Below are 15,846 nucleotides of genomic sequence, written 5' to 3' on the forward strand. Positions count from 1 at the left end.
GGGTTTCCACCGCCGCCGCGACCTGCTTTGGACGATCCAACGAATGGTCGCGACCTGAGGGGGTCACATGAATTTTCGGGCTTTGGCAGCGCGTTTTGCGCTGGTGGTATCGTGCGCCCTGCTGACGGCGACACCGGCTTCTGCCCAATTCTGGCAGTGCGCCCCCTATGCCCGCACCATTTCCGGCATCAACATCCATGGCAATGCCAACACCTGGTGGGGCCAGGCCGCCGGCCGTTACGCCCGTGGCCATGCGCCCAAGGTCGGCGCCGTCCTGTCTTTCGCCTCCAGCGGCCGTATGCGCCTCGGCCATGTCGCAATGGTGTCGGGCATCGTCAGCGATCGTGAAGTGCTGCTGACTCATGCCAATTGGTCGCGCCGCGGCGGGATCGAACATAATGTCCGCGCGGTCGACGTGTCGGCAGCGGGCGACTGGAGCCTGGTCAAGGTCTGGTTCGCCGGCAATGGCGGCCTCGGTACGACCGCTTATGTCGCCAATGGCTTCATCTATTCGGACGGTACACCTTCGCAGGACGATACGCTGGATGCCCCGGTGACGATGGCGTCGAACGAGAGCAACACGAACGGCGTGCTGTCGCTGGTGGATCGCGTCGCTTTCTGAGAGACCTGTCTCGGAAACGATGAGCACCCGGATTTTCTACCTCTGAACCGACCGTTTTAGAGTCAGCTGACTTGGGCGCGCCCTGTCCGTCATCCCTGCTTTCGCGGGGATGACGGTGGTGGTTCAGTCAAATTCACCCTGCTTCAAAGATTGTAAGGGCTTCCCCCTCAGCCCTGCTTTGCCTTGAGCAACCGCGCCAGCGGATTGGGTTCGGCCTCCGCGATCTTGCGCAGCGTGTTCTGGTCACGGTGCGCGAAGGGATCGGGACGGCCATGCACGGTCAGCGTCGTGTCGGTGACATAGCTCCATGAGCCATCGGGCTCGAAGCTGATCGCGATGCGATAGGCGTCGGTGCGAAAGGCATATTCGAGAAATGCGGTCGAGCAGATGCCATATTCGGTCTGCCCGCGCGTCGCGGTCAATTCCAGTGTCGCGGCATCGGCGGTGGCTTGCCCCGACGCGATCAGCACCTGGCCGCGTGGAATGGCGACGGTCTGGATCACCAGCCCGGTCGCCGGCTCCCACAGCCAATAGCCGACCTGGTCGTGAAAGGTGATATCCTCCTCGGGCGTGTTGATATGGATGTGGTAGCGCAGGCCGTAGAATAGCTGCGGTCCATTGGTCTGGGGGTCGATCGGGTCCATCACGATTTGCTCGCGAAAGATGCGGCGTTCCGGCCCGTCGGCCTTGGGGTTGAGATCGATACCCTTGTCGGCTTGCCAGGTCCCGGCGAGCCGTCGCAGCGGACCGAGATTGGTGAGCGTGTCGGGATCGACGTCGGTCGGCTCAGTGAAGATGTCGGCCGGAAAGATAGCCATCGCGTCGTCCCTCTGCTCTCGGCGACAGTGCCGACGGGCAACATATCGCGGGACGGCGCTCGATCGCAATCAGCTTGGCGTCTAGGCCTTGCCCGGCGCGAACGCCATTGCCACGCCGTTCATGCAATAGCGCTTGCCGGTCGGCGGCGGGCCGTCGTCGAAGACATGGCCAAGATGCCCGCCGCAGCGGCGGCAATGCACTTCGGTGCGGGTGAAGCCGAGCGTGCTGTCCTTTCGCATGCGTACCGCATTGGCCAGCGGTTGCCAGAAGCTCGGCCAGCCGGTGCCGCTGTCGAACTTGGTCTTCGACGAATAGAGCAGCAGCGCGCAGCCCGCACAGGAGAAGATGCCGGCGCGGTGTTCGTTGTTGAGCGGGCTCGACCCCGGCCGCTCGGTGCTTTCGTGGCGCAGCGTCTGATAGGCGGCGGGCGAGAGCTTCGCTTTCCACTGCGCATCGGTCAGCTGAAACTCGAAACTCTCGGGCGCGCCGGCGGTGGCGCCGCGGCAGCCGAACAGGGCGATGGCGGCGGCACTGCTGCCCGCGATCGTCAGAAAGGCACGTCGGTTGTGGATCATCATGCTTCTCATTCGTCGGTAACGCGACAATAGTTACGCGCGTTCCGCCATTCGAGATGCATCCGGCCACCCCCTCCCGCAGGAGGGGGCTTTGCCGGGGTCAATATTTCGAAATCTCGACCGGCAGCTTGCGATAGCCATGGACGAAGCAGGCGGCGACGCGTTCGGGTTCGCCGACGACGTTCACGCGCATGCGGCGCTTGGCCATTTCCTCCAGCAGGGTCGCGATCTGCAACTCGGCCAGCCGCGCGCCGACGCAGCGATGGATGCCGTGGCCGAAAGCGAGGTGGCGCCGCGCATTGGGACGATCGACCAGGATCTTGTCGGCATTTTCGAACACGCTCTCGTCGCGATTGGCCGAGAGATACCACAGCGCGAGCTTGTCGCCCTGCTTGATCTGTTGTCCTTCCAGCACCGTATCCTGCGTCGCGGTGCGGCGCATATGCGCAAGCGGGGTCTGCCAGCGGATGATTTCCTGAACCGTGTTATGGATCAGTGACGGATCGCCCTCGAGCTTTTCTCGCTGGTCGGGAAACAGGTCGAGACCATAAGCGGCGGCAGTCATCGAATTTCGCGTCGTGTCGTTGCCGCCGACGATCAGCAAGATCAGGTTACCGAGAAATTCCATCTGGTCCATTTCGCGCATCGCATCGGAATGGATCATCATCGAGATCAGGTCGGGGGTCGGCTCCTTGCCGACCTTCTGGTCCCAGAGCTTCTGGAAATAGCCGCCGCATTCATACATGTATTGCAGCCGCTGGAGCCGCAGCTCCTCGGTCTTGACCAGTTCGATATCGCCGGCCCAGTCGGACCAGAAGGTCAGCTTGCGGCGATCCTCCCATGGGAAATCGAACAGAATGGCGAGCATTTGCGTGGTCAGTTCGATCGAGACGGTATCGACCCAGTCGAATTCCTCGCCCCACGGAAGCGTGTCGAGAATCTCGCCGGTGCGCATGCGGATATTATCCGACATGCGGACCATCTCGCTCGGCGTGAAGGCAGGGGCGACGGTGCGGCGCTGGCCGGTATGTTTGGGCCGGTCCATCGCGATGAACATCGGCATGCGCACGTCGCTGCGTTCCTCGATAAAGTCGGCGATGGTGATGCCGCCGGCTTCGGAGGAATAGATGTCGGGAAGCGATTCGACTTCGACGATCGGCTTGTAGGTCGAGACCGACCAGAAAGTGCCGAAACCGCTTTGTTCGACCTTGTACACCGGCGCTTCGGCACGGAGCTGGCGAAACGGGGCGTGCCAGGTGTCGTCACGATAGAGTTCGGGGCGGCTCACATCGAGTGGATCGACCGTCCGGGGCGGTTTGGGCGCGTCGTGATCCTGTGCCCCGACGTCTTGCGCTAATGTCGCCATTTCGACTCTCCTCTTTGCCGAAACAAACCTCTAACTGACACTCCGGTCAATAGCGTTTTGCAACCTTTTGCGATGGGGCGAGGGGCGGAAGCGATTTTTCGTCAGCCGCGCCGGAACATCGCCTTCAGATTCATCTTGCCGCTGCCCGATTGCAGCACGCCGCGCCGGAACGCCCGCGCGCCGATCGTGATGACGATCGCGACCCATAACGCCTGCCACAGCAATGCGGCGACATGCGGCCAGATCTCCGGCTGATTCGCGGCGCGCGCCGCCATCGCGAAGGGCGAGGAGAGCGGGAATATCTCCGCAAAGGTGGCAAGCGGCGTGCCGGGTTTCGACGCGGCGGTCGCGGCAAGGCCGAACATCGCGACCTGCACGATGGTGATCGGCAGCGACAGCATCTGGATCTCGCGCATGGTCGATGCCTGTGCACCGACGCTGAGGAACACCGCGCCGAGCAGCATGTACGCCATGGTGAAATAGCCGAAGAACAGGATGACATAGACCGGCATGCCGACCGCCGGCCCGATCTCGCGGAGCGCCTGGGCGAAGCCCGGCGGCATGATCGTGCCGATCTGGCTGATCAATGTTCCCCAAAAGGCGACGAACAGGATCGCGACGCCGAACATGCCGAGCAGCTTGCCGAGAAAGACCGATTCCAGCGGTACCGCGGCGGCGAGCACTTCGATCACCTTGTTGCTGCGCTCCTCCGCCATCGTGCCGACGGCCTGGCCGGCAAGCAGCAAGGTGAGGAAGAAAATGCCGAACACGGTGAAGAAAGCGGCCTGATTCTGCCCGCCGAGCGAGGCGCGTTCGCGTGCGATCGGGGTTCTGGTCGGCGTGCTGAGCGGCGTCGTGCCGCCCGAGCGTTCGGCGCGCAGGCTCGCTTCGGCCAGTTCGGCCAGATAATCGGCGGTGCGGTTTCCTTGTGTGCCATAGAGGATGACCGGCTTGTCGAGCGGGCCGTAAAGCGCCGACTGTACGTCGTAATCCTTGGTATCGAACAGCGCGCGGGCCTGGGCCTGGGCGTTGGCCTGTGGCGTCTCGATCAGCAATTCGGGTGGTTTCTCGCCGGTGCGGAACACACGGCGCAGCCTGGTGTCCTGGTCCCTCATCACGATGGCCTGTTCCGGCGCAACGATCGCGACGATGCGATTCTTGTTCTCGCCGCTTTGCGTGACGGTCATCGCGCCCATGCCGCCGATCGCGCCGAACGACCCCATGATCAGCGGCGCGAACAGGAAGATCAGGAAGGTCGGGGTGAAGACGGTGGCGATGAAGTCGCGCCGGGCGATGGTCATGGTCTGGCGGATCAGGCGGCGGGTGTTGCCGACTTGGCGGTTGCTCATGCCGCTTGCTCCAGCGCATCGGCGCCGACAATGCGCACAAAGGCATCGTGCAGGCCGGGGCGTTCGATCGACAGGCCGGAAATGCCGAAACCGGCATCGATCAGTTTCACCAGCAAGGTCTCGATCCCTTCCTCCGGCACGGTGAAGCGCCATCCGTCGCTGTCGCGCGCGGCATCGGCGGGCAGCAGCGCCGCGATTCCGTCGCCGTCATGATGCGGAATATAATGCGCGCGCATCGGCAAGGTGCCGCGCGCTTCGTTGACCGTGCCTTCGAAACGGCGCTTGCCGCCGGCGATGATCGCCAGCCGGTCGCACAGCCGTTCGGCATGCGCCATGACATGAGTCGAGAACAGGATCGTCGCGCCGCGGTCGCGCTCGGCAAGGATCAGCGCCTCGAGCCGTTCCTGATTGACCGGGTCGAGGCCCGAAAAAGGTTCGTCGAGCACGAGCAATTCGGGTTGATGCACGACCGAGCCGAGCAATTGCACGAGCTGCGCCATGCCCTTGGACAATTTCCGGATCTTGGTGTCGACCGCATGGCCGAGCCCCGCCGCCTCCAGCAAGGTCACCGCGCGCTTGCGCCCGGTCTTGAGGTCGAGACCGCGCAGCGCGCCGAGAAAGGCGATCGCGTCCTTCGCCTTCATCGCCGGATAAAGGCCGCGTTCCTCGGGGAGATAGCCGATCTGGTCGCTCGCTTCGCGCGGGCGATCATGGCCGAGCAGGGTGCGGCTGCCGCCATCGGGCTCGATGATGCCGAGCAGCATGCGCAATGTGGTGGTCTTGCCCGCGCCATTGGGCCCGAGCACGCCATAAATGACCCCGCGCGGTACCGCGATATCGATTCCATCCACCACGCGGCGGCCACCGAAATTCTTGATCAGTCCCGTGGCGCTGATCGCGAGGCCCTGGTTCAACGAAAATTCCTTGTTCTGTCGGCTCGTGGTAGCGGGTGCGGGTGCGCCAAGACAAGCAGAAGGATCGCCCGGAGACGGGTAGGCAGTTCACCGATCGCCTGAAGGCGAAGGCGGCCGAGTTCGGCTTCGCCGCGTGCGGGGTGGCGCGCGCCGATGCCGCGCCGCGCACCGCCGAGCGGCTGCGCCAATGGCTGGCGGAAGGCGCACATGGCGACATGATCTGGATGGAGGCGCGCGCGCATCACCGCGAGAGCCCGGCGGCATTGTGGCCGGAGGTGCGCAGCGTGATCGCGCTGGGGATGAGCTATGCGCCGGCGAGCGATCCGCTCAGGCTGGCCGGGGAGGGGGAGATCGGGCGGATCTCGATTTACGCGCAGGGCGGCGATTATCACGATGTGGTAAAGCGCAACCTGAAGGCGCTGGCGCGCTGGCTGGTCGGCGAATTGCAGGGGACGGACGTCAAGGTGTTCGTCGACACCGCGCCGGTGATGGAAAAACCGCTGGCTGAGGCGGCCGGGCTGGGCTGGCAAGGCAAGCATACCAATCTGGTCAGCCGCGAGCATGGCAGCTGGCTGTTCCTCGGCGCGATCTATACCACCGCCGACCTGGCGACCGATACCGGCGGCAGCGATACCTGCGGGTCGTGCGATGCGTGCCAGCAGGCATGCCCGACCAATGCCTTTCCCGCGCCCTACCGGCTCGATGCGCGGCGGTGCATTTCCTATCTGACGATCGAGCATGGCGGGCCGATCCCGACCGAGTTTCGCGCCGCGATGGGCAACCGCATCTATGGCTGCGACGATTGCCTGGCGGTGTGTCCATGGAACAAGTTCGCCGAGGCGGCGCATGCCAATATGGCGTTCGCGCCGCGCGCCGAATTGGTCGCGCCCGAGCTGGCCGATCTGATGGGGCTGGACGATGCCGGGTTCCGACAAGTGTTTGCGGGATCGCCGATCAAGCGCATCGGGCGCGACCGGATGGTCCGCAACGCGCTGGTGGCGGCGGGGAATAGCGGGTCGGCCGGGCTGGTCGGCGTCGTGGCGGAACTCCTGGACGATCCGGCGCCAGTGGTGCGCGGCGCGGCGGTCTGGGCGCTCGGGCGGCTGGACCGGGCGCGCTGGGTGGCCGAGCGGGAAGGGCGGCTTGCGACTGAAGTTGATGAGACTGTTCTGGCCGAATGGGCCTGACTCAGGACGAGTGTCAGCGCGTTTTCAAATTGGGGTGATCCGCCATTCCCGTTCGGGCTGGCGCCGTCTTGCTGAAAACGACTCTAAGGGCGGATCGAGCGCTGCCGCGGATAGCCGAAGCGGCTGCTTTCGAACGACACGACCGCCCCGGCGTTCTCGCCAAGGGGAATTTCCGCCGTGCCATAGACGCTGCGCGTGCCATATGAGCCGATCATGACGCCCATCTCGCCATGGATGCCTCGCCCGGGGCGCGCTGATCCCACCAGTTCGCCGCGAGCAGCGGCGGCACTTTCCTCGGTGTTGCTGTTCAGGATCGCCCAGCGCTGTTCATCGGTCAGGCGAATCGTATCGCCGGTCGAGGGCGGCGCGGGCTCTGTTGCCGGTGCCGGCGCTGGCGCCGATTGCGCAAATGACGCTGTCGACCAGCAGGAAGCGCCCGCAACCAGGGCAAGCACAACCGGGGCGATCGCGATCGGAAACGCACGAAAATGCGGTGGCATCAAACGGGTCATCCCTTGCTTATAGGCCAGATCAACCTGACCGCAAAATGAACGGGATGGGCAACCAGCATCATTGCCCAATTCCGTCCGGTTGCGCCTATTTCCCCTGCGCCTTCATCGACAGTGCCGCGACACAGCTGGCGCGGTCGACCGGGCTGCCGTCGGTCTGGCGCGCGTCGACATGAGTGACGACGGGTTCGGCCTTGCCCTTGGGGTAGAGATAGGCGTCGAGCACGCAGGTGCCGCTGGCGAATTGCAGCTTGCGCGCATCGCCTTCGAGCATATCGGCGCCGGGCCGGCCGAACAGCGCGACCAGGCCGCGGGCATTCTGGCCCATGACATGTTCCAGACCGACGACATTGTGGGTGGTGGTCGGGATCGGCACGATCGGCGGCCGAACCCGCGCCGGAGCGGGGGTGCCGGTGGTCGCGCAACCGGCAAGCGAGAAGCCGAGTCCGGCCACGATCAGCAATCGTTTCACGCTTTACGTCCTCCATGAAACCAGTGCGTCGCCATGGCCGCACCTAGCACCGGCGCGATGATCGCAACGATCGGCACGACGAGCAGGCCCGTGACAATCAGCCCGATCGCGAACCGGCTGACCTGGGTCGTGCCGCGCCACGCCTTCAACTCGCTCTCCGGCATATGCCGCGCCGCGACCATGTCGCCGAGATCGCGGCCGAGCAGCCAGCCATTGACGACGAAGAACAGGATCGGCGTGCCGATGCCCGTCACGATCAGCAGCAGATAGACCGGCGACAGCGCGACATTGACCAGGATCGCCCGGCCCGCCGCCCTGAGCCCCATGACGATCGAGCGACCAAGCGGGACATCCGTCGCCTGCGCCAGCGCCGTGGGATAATATTTGTCCTCGACCGCCAGCACCACGTCATCGGCGAAGATGCCGATCACCGCGATCGCGATGGCTCGGAACAAGAGCCACCCGGCGAGCAGGATGCCGAGCGCCGCCGCGACCCCGGCAAGGCCGGCGACACCCGCGCTCGCGCCGGCCCAGGCGACCAGCGATTGCGCGCCGAACCACAGCCCCGCACCGATCGCGGCGAGGATCAGACAGGTCAGCGCGAACGATTTCAGGAACACCCGAATGATGCGCTTGTCGCCGAGCTGGCCGACCGACAGGAAGAAAGCGCGGATCATGCGCGCTTGGTGCGGCCTTGCTGTGCCCACGTCAACGGCGGTTGCGCTGCGTCGCCGTGCAAATTAGGGCGAACGCTTCTCCGTACGGGCCGAACTCCGTACGGGCCCGTTTTTCCGGAGACCTTGTTTTGACCACGCCAGCCTATGACGTCGTTGCGATCGGCAACGCGATCGTCGATGTGCTTTCCCAGACCGACGACGCCTTCATCACCGCCGAGGGGATGGCCAAGGGATCGATGCAGCTGATGTTCTCGCCCGAGGACGCCGATGCGCTCTACGCCAAGATGGGCCCCGGGATCGAAGCGAGCGGCGGCTCCGCCGCCAACACCGTCGCCGGCATGGCGGCGCTTGGCGCGCGCTGCGGTTTTATCGGACAAGTCGCCAACGACCAGCTTGGTGAAGTCTTCGCGCATGACATCCGTGCGACCGGTGTGACCTTCGGGACGGCCGTGCGCGACGGCGCGCCGACCACCGCACGCTGCCTGATCTTCGTCACGCCCGATGGGCAGCGGACGATGAACACCTTTCTCGGCGCGTCGCAGTTCCTGCCCGCCAGCGCACTCGACAGCGAGCTGATCGCGAGCGCCGCGATCCTGTATCTCGAAGGCTATCTGTGGGATCCGGAAGAACCGCGCCAGGCCATGCGCGCCGCGATCGAAATCGCCCGCAAGGCGAGCCGCAAGGTCGCCTTCACCCTGTCGGACGTGTTCTGCATCTCGCGCCACGGTGGCGATTTCCGCAAGCTGATGAATGACGGGCTGATCGACATCATGTTCGCCAATGAAGCGGAAATCCTGGCGCTGATGGAGGTCGAGGATTTCGACACGGCGGTCGCCGCGGCAGCGGCACAGGTGCCGATGCTGGTGGTGACGCGCAGCGAGAATGGCGCGATCGCGGTGTCGGGCGGCAAGACCGTCGCGGTGCCGGCCGAACCGATTGCCAAGGTGGTCGACACGACGGGCGCGGGCGACCTGTTCGCGGCTGGCTTCCTGACCGGCCAGGCGCAGGGCCGGTCGGTCGAGGATTCACTCCGTCTCGGCGCGATCTGCGCGGCGGAGATCATCTCGCACATCGGCGCGCGGCCAATGGTCGACATGAAGGCGCTGGCGGCGAGCAAGCTCGGCTGACCTGATTCTGTTCGTCAAGAAAAAGGGGTGCTGTCCGGCTGGACAGCACCCCTTTTTCGTTTCCGGAAGTCCGGCGCTCAGACGATCGGCGGCACCGGTTGCGGCGGTGCGTCGCTATCGGTCTCATGGACTTCGATCGAGCCGCGGCCGACATGGCTGCGGCTGCGGCTATAACCGAAATAGACCACCAGGCCGACTGCGGCCCAGCCGACGAACATCAGCTTGGTCGGCATGCCGAGATTGTAGAACAGATAGGCGCAACCGATGATCGCGATCGGCGCCGTCACCATGACTGCCGGGGTGCGGAACGGACGATGGCGATCCGGATCGGTCCGTCGCAGCACCATCACCGCGATCGACACCGCCGCAAAGGCGAACAGGGTGCCCGAGTTCGAGATGTCGGCGAGCAGCCCGACCGGGAAGAACGCCGCGAACAGGGCGACGAACAGGCCGGTGATGATGGTGATGACATGCGGCGTGTGGAATTTCGGGTGAACCTTCGACAGGACCTCCGGGAGCAGGCCGTCACGGCTCATCACGAAGAAGATGCGGGTCTGCCCGAACATCATCATCAGGATGACCGAGGGCAGGGCCAGGCCGGCGGCAAGGCCGATCAGATTGCCGACCTGCTTCCAGCCGATTTCGCGCATGGTCCAGGCCAGGGCTTCCTTCGAGCAGACCACGGCGGCGTCCTTGATCGCGGCGCACTGGTTGGCCAGCTCGATGCTGCCCGGTGCGAGGATCTGGCCGTTCGGGCCAGCCACTGGCTGGGCCCCAACGGTACCGACGACGCCGGTCGCGACAAGGATGTAGAAGACGGTGCAGATGGCGAGCGAACCGATCAGGCCGATCGGCATGTTACGCTGCGGGTTCTTGGTTTCCTCCGCCGCGGTCGAGACCGCATCGAAGCCGACATACGCAAAGAAGATCGACGCGGCGGCGGCGGAGATGCCGCCGAACCCGAGCGGCGAGAAGGGCGTGAAATTCGCCATGTTCATGACCGGCAGCGCAAGCACGATGAACAGGGTGAGCGCAGTGACCTTGACCGCGACCAGCACGGCGTTGACCATCGCGCTTTCCCGGGTGCCGATGACCAGCAGCCAGGTGACGAGTCCGGCGATCGCCATTGCCGGCAGGTTGATCATGCCGCCGTCGAACGGACCGCGGACCAGCAAATGCGGGATGTTTATCCCGAACGCATGCTGGATCAGCCCGACGACATAGCCCGACCAGCCGACCGAGACCGCGCCGGCGGCAATGGCATATTCGAGAATCAGCGCCCAGCCGACGATCCAGGCGATCATTTCGCCCATCACCGCATAGCTATAGGTATAGGCGGAGCCGGAAACCGGCACCATCGACGACATTTCCGAATAGCACAAAGCAGCAAAGGCGCAGACGAAACCGGCAATGATGAACGAGATCATCATGCCCGGCCCGGCCTTTTGCGCGGCCTCCGCCGTCAGCACGAAAATGCCGGTGCCGATCACGGCGCCGACGCCGAGCATGGTCAGCTGAAAGGCGCCGAGCGATCGCGTCAGCGATTTCTTCTCGGCGGTGGCAAGGATGGCGTCGAGTGATTTGATACGCCCGAAGATCATGAACGGGTCCCCCAGAAGAAAGTGCGATAACGCTGAATCGCGAAAGATTGACGTTTAAAGCGAAAGCCGGTCGGTGCAATCCGTCAAAGCTGCTCGCCGTTACGGAATGGCCGCCGGCCGGCATGGCAGGCAGTAGAAAAAGGGGGGCGGGAATTGCTTCCCGACCCCTTCTCCATCTTCAGGTCGATCAGTTTATTCAGTGCCCGGCACCTTGGGCGCCAGCTCGCCGAGCGCAGCGTCATTCAAGTCGTCGAGACCGCGTCCGACATGGCTGCGCGAACGACTATAGAGGAAATAGACGGCCAGCCCGATCGCGCCCCAGATCGGCAGGACGAGGATCGCGAGCCAGGGCAGCGACACATACAGCCCGATGCAGCCGACAATCGCCAGCGGCGCGATGACCCAGATCGCCGGCGTGCGGAACGGTCGCTTGCGTGACGGGTCCTTGACCCGCAGCACCATCACCGAGATCGCCACCATCATGAAGGCGAACAATGTGCCCGAGTTGGAATAATCGGCAAGCTTGCCGACCGGCAGGACCGCTGCCGCGATGGTGACGACGACGCCGGTGACCGCGGTCACGACATGCGGGGTCTTGAAACGCGGATGGACGCTGGCGAGCTTTGCCGGCAGCAGGCCGTCGCGCGCCATCACGAAGAAGACGCGGGTCTGGCCGAACATCATCATCAGCACGACCGAGGGCAGTGCAAGCACGGCGGCGAGACCGACCAGCCGGCCGACCGAATGCCAGCCGATCGTGTCGAGCACATGGACGAGCGCTTCCTTCGAACAGACCAGCGGCTCGACCACGCCGCTGCTGACGATCGAGGCGCAACGCCCGGCCATTTCGGCCGATCCCGGCGCCAGCACCACGCCGGACAGCGAGGAGACCGGCTGCGCGCCGATCGCGCCGATCGCGCCGCTCGCGACCAGAATGTAGAACAGCGTACAGATGGCAAGACTGGCGATCAGTCCGATCGGCACGTTGCGTTGGGGATTCTTGGTTTCTTCCGCCGCCGTCGAAACCGCATCGAAGCCGACATAAGCGAAGAAGATCGAGGCTGCGGCGCCCAGGACGCCGGTCGCACCGGTCGGCGCGAATGGGGTGAAATTGTCGGCCTTGAGCACCGGAATGGTCAGCGCGATGAAGGCGGTGAGGGCAAGGATCTTGATCGCGACCAGCACGGCGTTGACGCGTGCGCTTTCGGTCGTGCCGAGGATCAGCAGGCCGGTGATCAGCACAGAGATGATCACCGCGGGCAGATTGAAATAGCCCCCGACCTGGGTCGCGGTGACGAGATCGGGCGTCGCCGTCGCACCCAGGGCGATCTGCACATTGGCGATCAGCGCGTCGCCGTTACTGAGAAAGGCGGGTATGTGGAACCCGAGGCCATTGAGCAATCCGACCGCATGGTTGGACCAGCCGACCGCGACCGCGCTCGCCCCCACCGCATATTCGAGGATCAGCGCCCAACCGACCATCCAGGCGAGGATTTCGCCGGTGACGGCATAGGTATAGGTATAGGCTGAGCCCGACACGGGCACCATCGACGCCAGTTCCGAATAGCACAGCGCGGCGACCGCGCAGACGAAACCGGCGATGATGAAGCTGACCAGCATGCCCGGGCCGGCCTTTTGCGCGGCCTCGGACGTCAGGACGAAGATGCCGGTGCCGATGACGGCGCCGACGCCCAGCATGGTCAGCTGGAAGGCGTCGAGGGTCTTGTGCAGGCCCTTTTTCTCGGCCGTGGCAAGAATGGCGTCGAGTGACTTTACGCGCCCGAATATCATTAAAATCCCCCCTGAGGATCAGGATGCTCGACGTTTGCCGTCGTTATACGAAGCGGCGGAGCCTAGTGGCAAAACCGCCTCGTGCAATCCCTTATCGCGCCAGCATCGGCCCAAGATGCCGGCCGGCAAACAGATGAACGTGAAGATGCGGCACTTCCTGTCCGGAATCGAGCCCGGTATTGGCGAGCAGCCGGTATCCGGGGGCGACGAACCCCGCGGCACGGGCGACGGTACCGACCGCGCGCACGAACCCGGCAATCTCCGCGTCCGACCCATGCGCGCTGAAATCATCCCATGAGACATAGCGTCCGCGCGGGATCACCAGGATATGCGTCGGCGCTTGCGGATTGATGTCGTGAAAGGCGATCGCATAATCATCCTCGTAAACCCGCTTCGACGGAATCTCGTCGCGCAGGATCTTCGCGAAGATGTTCTGGTCGTCATAGGATCTGGTGGCGTCGATCGGCATGGGAAATCCTTCAAGCGTTACGCGTCAGCTCTTGCGGGCGGCCTTTTCGTCGATCCCCGACACGCCCTCGCGCCGCATCATTTCGGCGCGCACGTCGTCGAGGCTGAGCCCGGCATCGGCGAGCAGGACGAGCAGATGAAAGACGAGATCGGCGGCTTCGCTGGTCAGTTCCTTTGTGTCCCCGCCAAGCGCCGCGATCACTGTTTCGACCGCTTCCTCGCCCAGTTTCTGGGCGATCTTGGCGCGGCCTTTGGCGAACAGGCTGGCGGTGTAGGAGGTCGACGGGTCCGCGCCACGCCGGTCGCGGATCACGGTTTCGAGGCTGGTCAGGAAATCTTCGGCCATGTGCGCTGGCTGGCGCAGGGCGGGCTCAAGGTCAATGCCCCCGAGGTCAATCCTTGCGGACGCTCAATCCTTTTGTCGCTTCGCGAACCGGGCGCGCATCGCGCGGCGGACGCAATAGACCCCGATCGCCGCCATCACGAACAAGGCGATGTCGGACAGTTCCGGGCCGGTGCGGATCTTCGGCACGCCGGTATGGGCGGCGAAGGCCGGGGCGGCGATCAGGAGAAGGAGCAGGAAGCGCATGGCGGTTGTTATAGGCGCCAGCGGTTAAATTACTCGTACTCCCACAAACTTCGTGGCGGTGGACCCTAAGTCCTGACTGGCCGTCGCACCGGCACACCCGCTGCCGCCAACGCGGCATGGGCATCGGCAATGCTCGCATCGCCGAAATGGAAGATCGAGGCCGCCAGCACCGCGCTGGCATGACCCTCGCGAATCCCGGCGACGAGATCGCCGAGCGACCCGACGCCGCCGGACGCGACCACTGGCACCGCAACCTGGTCGGCGATGGTGCGGATCAGGTCGAGGTCATAGCCGTCGCGCGTGCCGTCGCGGTCCATCGATGTGACGAGCAATTCGCCGGCGCCGAGCCGTACGAGATTGAGCGCGTGCGCGACCGCGTCGATGCCGGTCGCGCGCCGGCCGCCATGGGTGAACACTTCCCAGCCGCCTTCGACGCGCCGCGCATCGACCGAGGCGACGACGCACTGGCTGCCGAAGCGATCGGCCATGTCGGCGACCAGTTCGGGCCGCGCGACGGCGGCGGAATTGACCGCGACCTTGTCCGCGCCGGCAAGCAGCAGCGCGCGGGCGTCGTCGGGCGTGCGCACGCCGCCGCCGACGGTCAGCGGCATGAAGCAGACTTCGGCGGTACGGCTGACGACATCGAGGATGGTGCCGCGGGCTTCGTGGCTGGCGGTGATGTCGAGGAAGCAGAGTTCGTCGGCGCCGGCCGCGTCATAGGCGCGCGCCTGCTCGACCGGATCGCCGGCGTCGCGCAAATCGACGAAGTTCACGCCCTTGACCACGCGGCCATTGGCCACGTCGAGGCAGGGAATGACGCGCGCGCGGACGGTCATGGCTTCACGCCGCCGCCGCCACGCTGAGCGCCGCCGCAAGATCGAGTCGGCCGTCATACAATGCCCGCCCGGTGATCACGCCCTCGATCCCGTCGCGCGCATGCAGCGCCAGAACATGGATCTCGCCAATCCCGGCGACCCCGCCGCTGGCGATCACCGGAATGCGCACCGCGCGCGCCAGATCGACCGTTGCCTGCACGTTGCAGCCTTTCAGCATCCCGTCGCGGCCGACATCGGTGAACAGCAAGGCGGCGACGCCGGCATCCTCGAAGCGGCGCGCCATATCGACCACTTCGACGGTCGAGACATCGGCCCAGCCGCGCGTTGCGACCATGCCGTCCTTCGCATCGACCGCGACGACGATGCCGCCGGGGAAATCCCTGGCCGCGTCGCGCACCAGCTCGGGATTCTCCAGCGCCGCCGTGCCGATCACGACGCGCGACACGCCCATGTCGAACCATTTCTCGATCGCGGTGCGATCTCGGATGCCGCCGCCAAGCTGCACATGGCCGGGGAACTGGCTGACGATCGACGCCACCGCTTCGCCATTGACCGACGCGCCGGCAAAGGCGCCGTCAAGATCGACGACATGGAGATATTCCGCGCCCTGGCTCGCAAAGATCATCGCCTGCGCGGCGGGGTCGTCGCCATAGACCGTGGCGCGGTCCATATCGCCTTCAGCGAGGCGGACGACCTGGCCCGCCTTGAGGTCGATCGCGGGGAAGACGATGAGAGTCATGGTCGCCACTCCAGGAAGCGCGAGAGAAACGCCAGGCCATAAGCCTGGCTCTTTTCGGGGTGGAATTGCACGCCGATCAGATTGTCGCGGCCGATCGCGGCCGTGACCGCGCCACCATGGTCGGTGCCGGCGAGCACATCGTCGCCGTCGAACGCATAGCTGTGCAGGAAATATGCCTCGCCCGGCTCGATCAGCGGGTGAGGGC

The 15,846-nt window shown here is 64.9% G+C and carries 19 protein-coding genes; 3 read left to right on the top strand and 16 right to left on the bottom strand.

Annotation, left to right across the window (positions count from 1 at the left end; translation table 11 throughout):
* The first annotated feature begins 67 nt into the window (after positions 1 to 67).
* Positions 68 to 622 (top strand): CHAP domain-containing protein, encoded by a 555-nt coding sequence (locus tag OO12_RS25495; RefSeq protein ID WP_034161512.1) that lies wholly within the window; start codon positions 68 to 70, stop codon positions 620 to 622.
* Positions 623 to 789: 167 nt separating this feature from the next.
* On the opposite strand, the gene OO12_RS25500 is transcribed toward OO12_RS25495, so the two are convergent.
* From OO12_RS25500 to OO12_RS25520, 5 genes are all read right to left on the bottom strand, one after another.
* On the bottom strand, positions 790 to 1,440 hold the full coding sequence (locus OO12_RS25500; RefSeq protein ID WP_034161513.1) for an FABP family protein: 651 nt from the start codon (positions 1,438 to 1,440) through the stop codon (positions 790 to 792).
* An 81-nt stretch (positions 1,441 to 1,521) separates the two neighbouring features.
* Positions 1,522 to 2,016: a peptide-methionine (R)-S-oxide reductase MsrB gene (gene msrB, locus OO12_RS25505; protein ID WP_235365015.1), complete on the bottom strand. Its 495-nt coding sequence runs from the start codon at positions 2,014 to 2,016 to the stop codon at positions 1,522 to 1,524.
* A gap of 100 nt (positions 2,017 to 2,116) precedes the next feature.
* The gene (locus OO12_RS25510; RefSeq protein WP_034161514.1) at positions 2,117 to 3,382 is read right to left on the bottom strand and encodes a cytochrome P450; all 1,266 of its coding nucleotides are present in this window, start codon (positions 3,380 to 3,382) and stop codon (positions 2,117 to 2,119) included.
* A gap of 101 nt (positions 3,383 to 3,483) precedes the next feature.
* On the bottom strand, positions 3,484 to 4,731 hold the full coding sequence (locus tag OO12_RS25515) for an ABC transporter permease (protein WP_034161515.1): 1,248 nt from the start codon (positions 4,729 to 4,731) through the stop codon (positions 3,484 to 3,486).
* Complete coding sequence (locus tag OO12_RS25520; protein WP_034161516.1) at positions 4,728 to 5,645, bottom strand: ABC transporter ATP-binding protein; 918 nt, start codon at positions 5,643 to 5,645, stop codon at positions 4,728 to 4,730. Before OO12_RS25520 ends, OO12_RS25515 begins: the two co-directional genes overlap by 4 nt.
* 41 nt (positions 5,646 to 5,686) lie before the next feature.
* On the opposite strand from OO12_RS25520, the gene queG reads away from it, so the two are divergent.
* Complete coding sequence (queG, locus tag OO12_RS25525) at positions 5,687 to 6,832, top strand: tRNA epoxyqueuosine(34) reductase QueG (protein WP_034161517.1); 1,146 nt, start codon at positions 5,687 to 5,689, stop codon at positions 6,830 to 6,832.
* Between the two features lie 83 nt (positions 6,833 to 6,915).
* Here the strand turns inward: queG and OO12_RS25530 are convergent, their stop codons facing one another.
* From OO12_RS25530 to OO12_RS25540, 3 genes are all read right to left on the bottom strand, one after another.
* A complete protein-coding gene (locus OO12_RS25530; protein ID WP_235365016.1) occupies positions 6,916 to 7,344 on the bottom strand; it encodes a hypothetical protein in 429 nt (142 codons plus the stop codon).
* Between the two features lie 85 nt (positions 7,345 to 7,429).
* A complete protein-coding gene (locus tag OO12_RS25535) occupies positions 7,430 to 7,813 on the bottom strand; it encodes a hypothetical protein (protein ID WP_052216271.1) in 384 nt (127 codons plus the stop codon).
* Complete coding sequence (locus OO12_RS25540) at positions 7,810 to 8,520, bottom strand: EI24 domain-containing protein (protein ID WP_327196050.1); 711 nt, start codon at positions 8,518 to 8,520, stop codon at positions 7,810 to 7,812. Before OO12_RS25540 ends, OO12_RS25535 begins: the two co-directional genes overlap by 4 nt.
* Positions 8,521 to 8,618: 98 nt before the next feature.
* On the opposite strand from OO12_RS25540, the gene OO12_RS25545 reads away from it, so the two are divergent.
* Positions 8,619 to 9,617: an adenosine kinase gene (locus tag OO12_RS25545; protein ID WP_034161519.1), complete on the top strand. Its 999-nt coding sequence runs from the start codon at positions 8,619 to 8,621 to the stop codon at positions 9,615 to 9,617.
* A 77-nt stretch (positions 9,618 to 9,694) separates the two neighbouring features.
* On the opposite strand, the gene OO12_RS25550 is transcribed toward OO12_RS25545, so the two are convergent.
* From OO12_RS25550 to OO12_RS25585, 8 genes are all read right to left on the bottom strand, one after another.
* Entirely contained in the window at positions 9,695 to 11,218 is a 1,524-nt protein-coding gene (locus OO12_RS25550; protein WP_034161520.1) for an amino acid permease, read from the bottom strand.
* Between the two features lie 192 nt (positions 11,219 to 11,410).
* A complete protein-coding gene (locus tag OO12_RS25555) occupies positions 11,411 to 13,009 on the bottom strand; it encodes an amino acid permease (RefSeq protein WP_034161521.1) in 1,599 nt (532 codons plus the stop codon).
* A gap of 91 nt (positions 13,010 to 13,100) precedes the next feature.
* Positions 13,101 to 13,478 carry a histidine triad nucleotide-binding protein gene (locus tag OO12_RS25560; protein WP_034161522.1) on the bottom strand — a complete coding sequence of 126 codons (378 nt, stop codon included), beginning with the start codon at positions 13,476 to 13,478 and terminating at the stop codon, positions 13,101 to 13,103.
* A gap of 24 nt (positions 13,479 to 13,502) precedes the next feature.
* Entirely contained in the window at positions 13,503 to 13,823 is a 321-nt protein-coding gene (locus OO12_RS25565) for a phosphoribosyl-ATP diphosphatase (protein WP_034161523.1), read from the bottom strand.
* A 63-nt stretch (positions 13,824 to 13,886) separates the two neighbouring features.
* Positions 13,887 to 14,066, bottom strand: a complete 180-nt coding sequence (locus OO12_RS25570; RefSeq protein ID WP_034161524.1) for a hypothetical protein — start codon at positions 14,064 to 14,066, stop codon at positions 13,887 to 13,889.
* Positions 14,067 to 14,131: 65 nt separating this feature from the next.
* Complete coding sequence (gene hisF, locus OO12_RS25575) at positions 14,132 to 14,902, bottom strand: imidazole glycerol phosphate synthase subunit HisF (protein ID WP_034161534.1); 771 nt, start codon at positions 14,900 to 14,902, stop codon at positions 14,132 to 14,134.
* Between the two features lie 4 nt (positions 14,903 to 14,906).
* Positions 14,907 to 15,641 (bottom strand): 1-(5-phosphoribosyl)-5-[(5-phosphoribosylamino)methylideneamino]imidazole-4-carboxamide isomerase, encoded by a 735-nt coding sequence (gene hisA / locus OO12_RS25580; RefSeq protein WP_034161535.1) that lies wholly within the window; start codon positions 15,639 to 15,641, stop codon positions 14,907 to 14,909.
* The coding region (locus tag OO12_RS25585) for a glutamine amidotransferase-related protein (protein ID WP_034161525.1) at positions 15,638 to 15,846 on the bottom strand (209 nt) is incomplete at its 5' end. The genes OO12_RS25585 and hisA, both read right to left, overlap by 4 nt.

The sequence above is a fragment of the Sphingomonas sp. ERG5 genome (assembly GCF_000803065.1).
Classification (GTDB): domain Bacteria; phylum Pseudomonadota; class Alphaproteobacteria; order Sphingomonadales; family Sphingomonadaceae; genus Sphingomonas.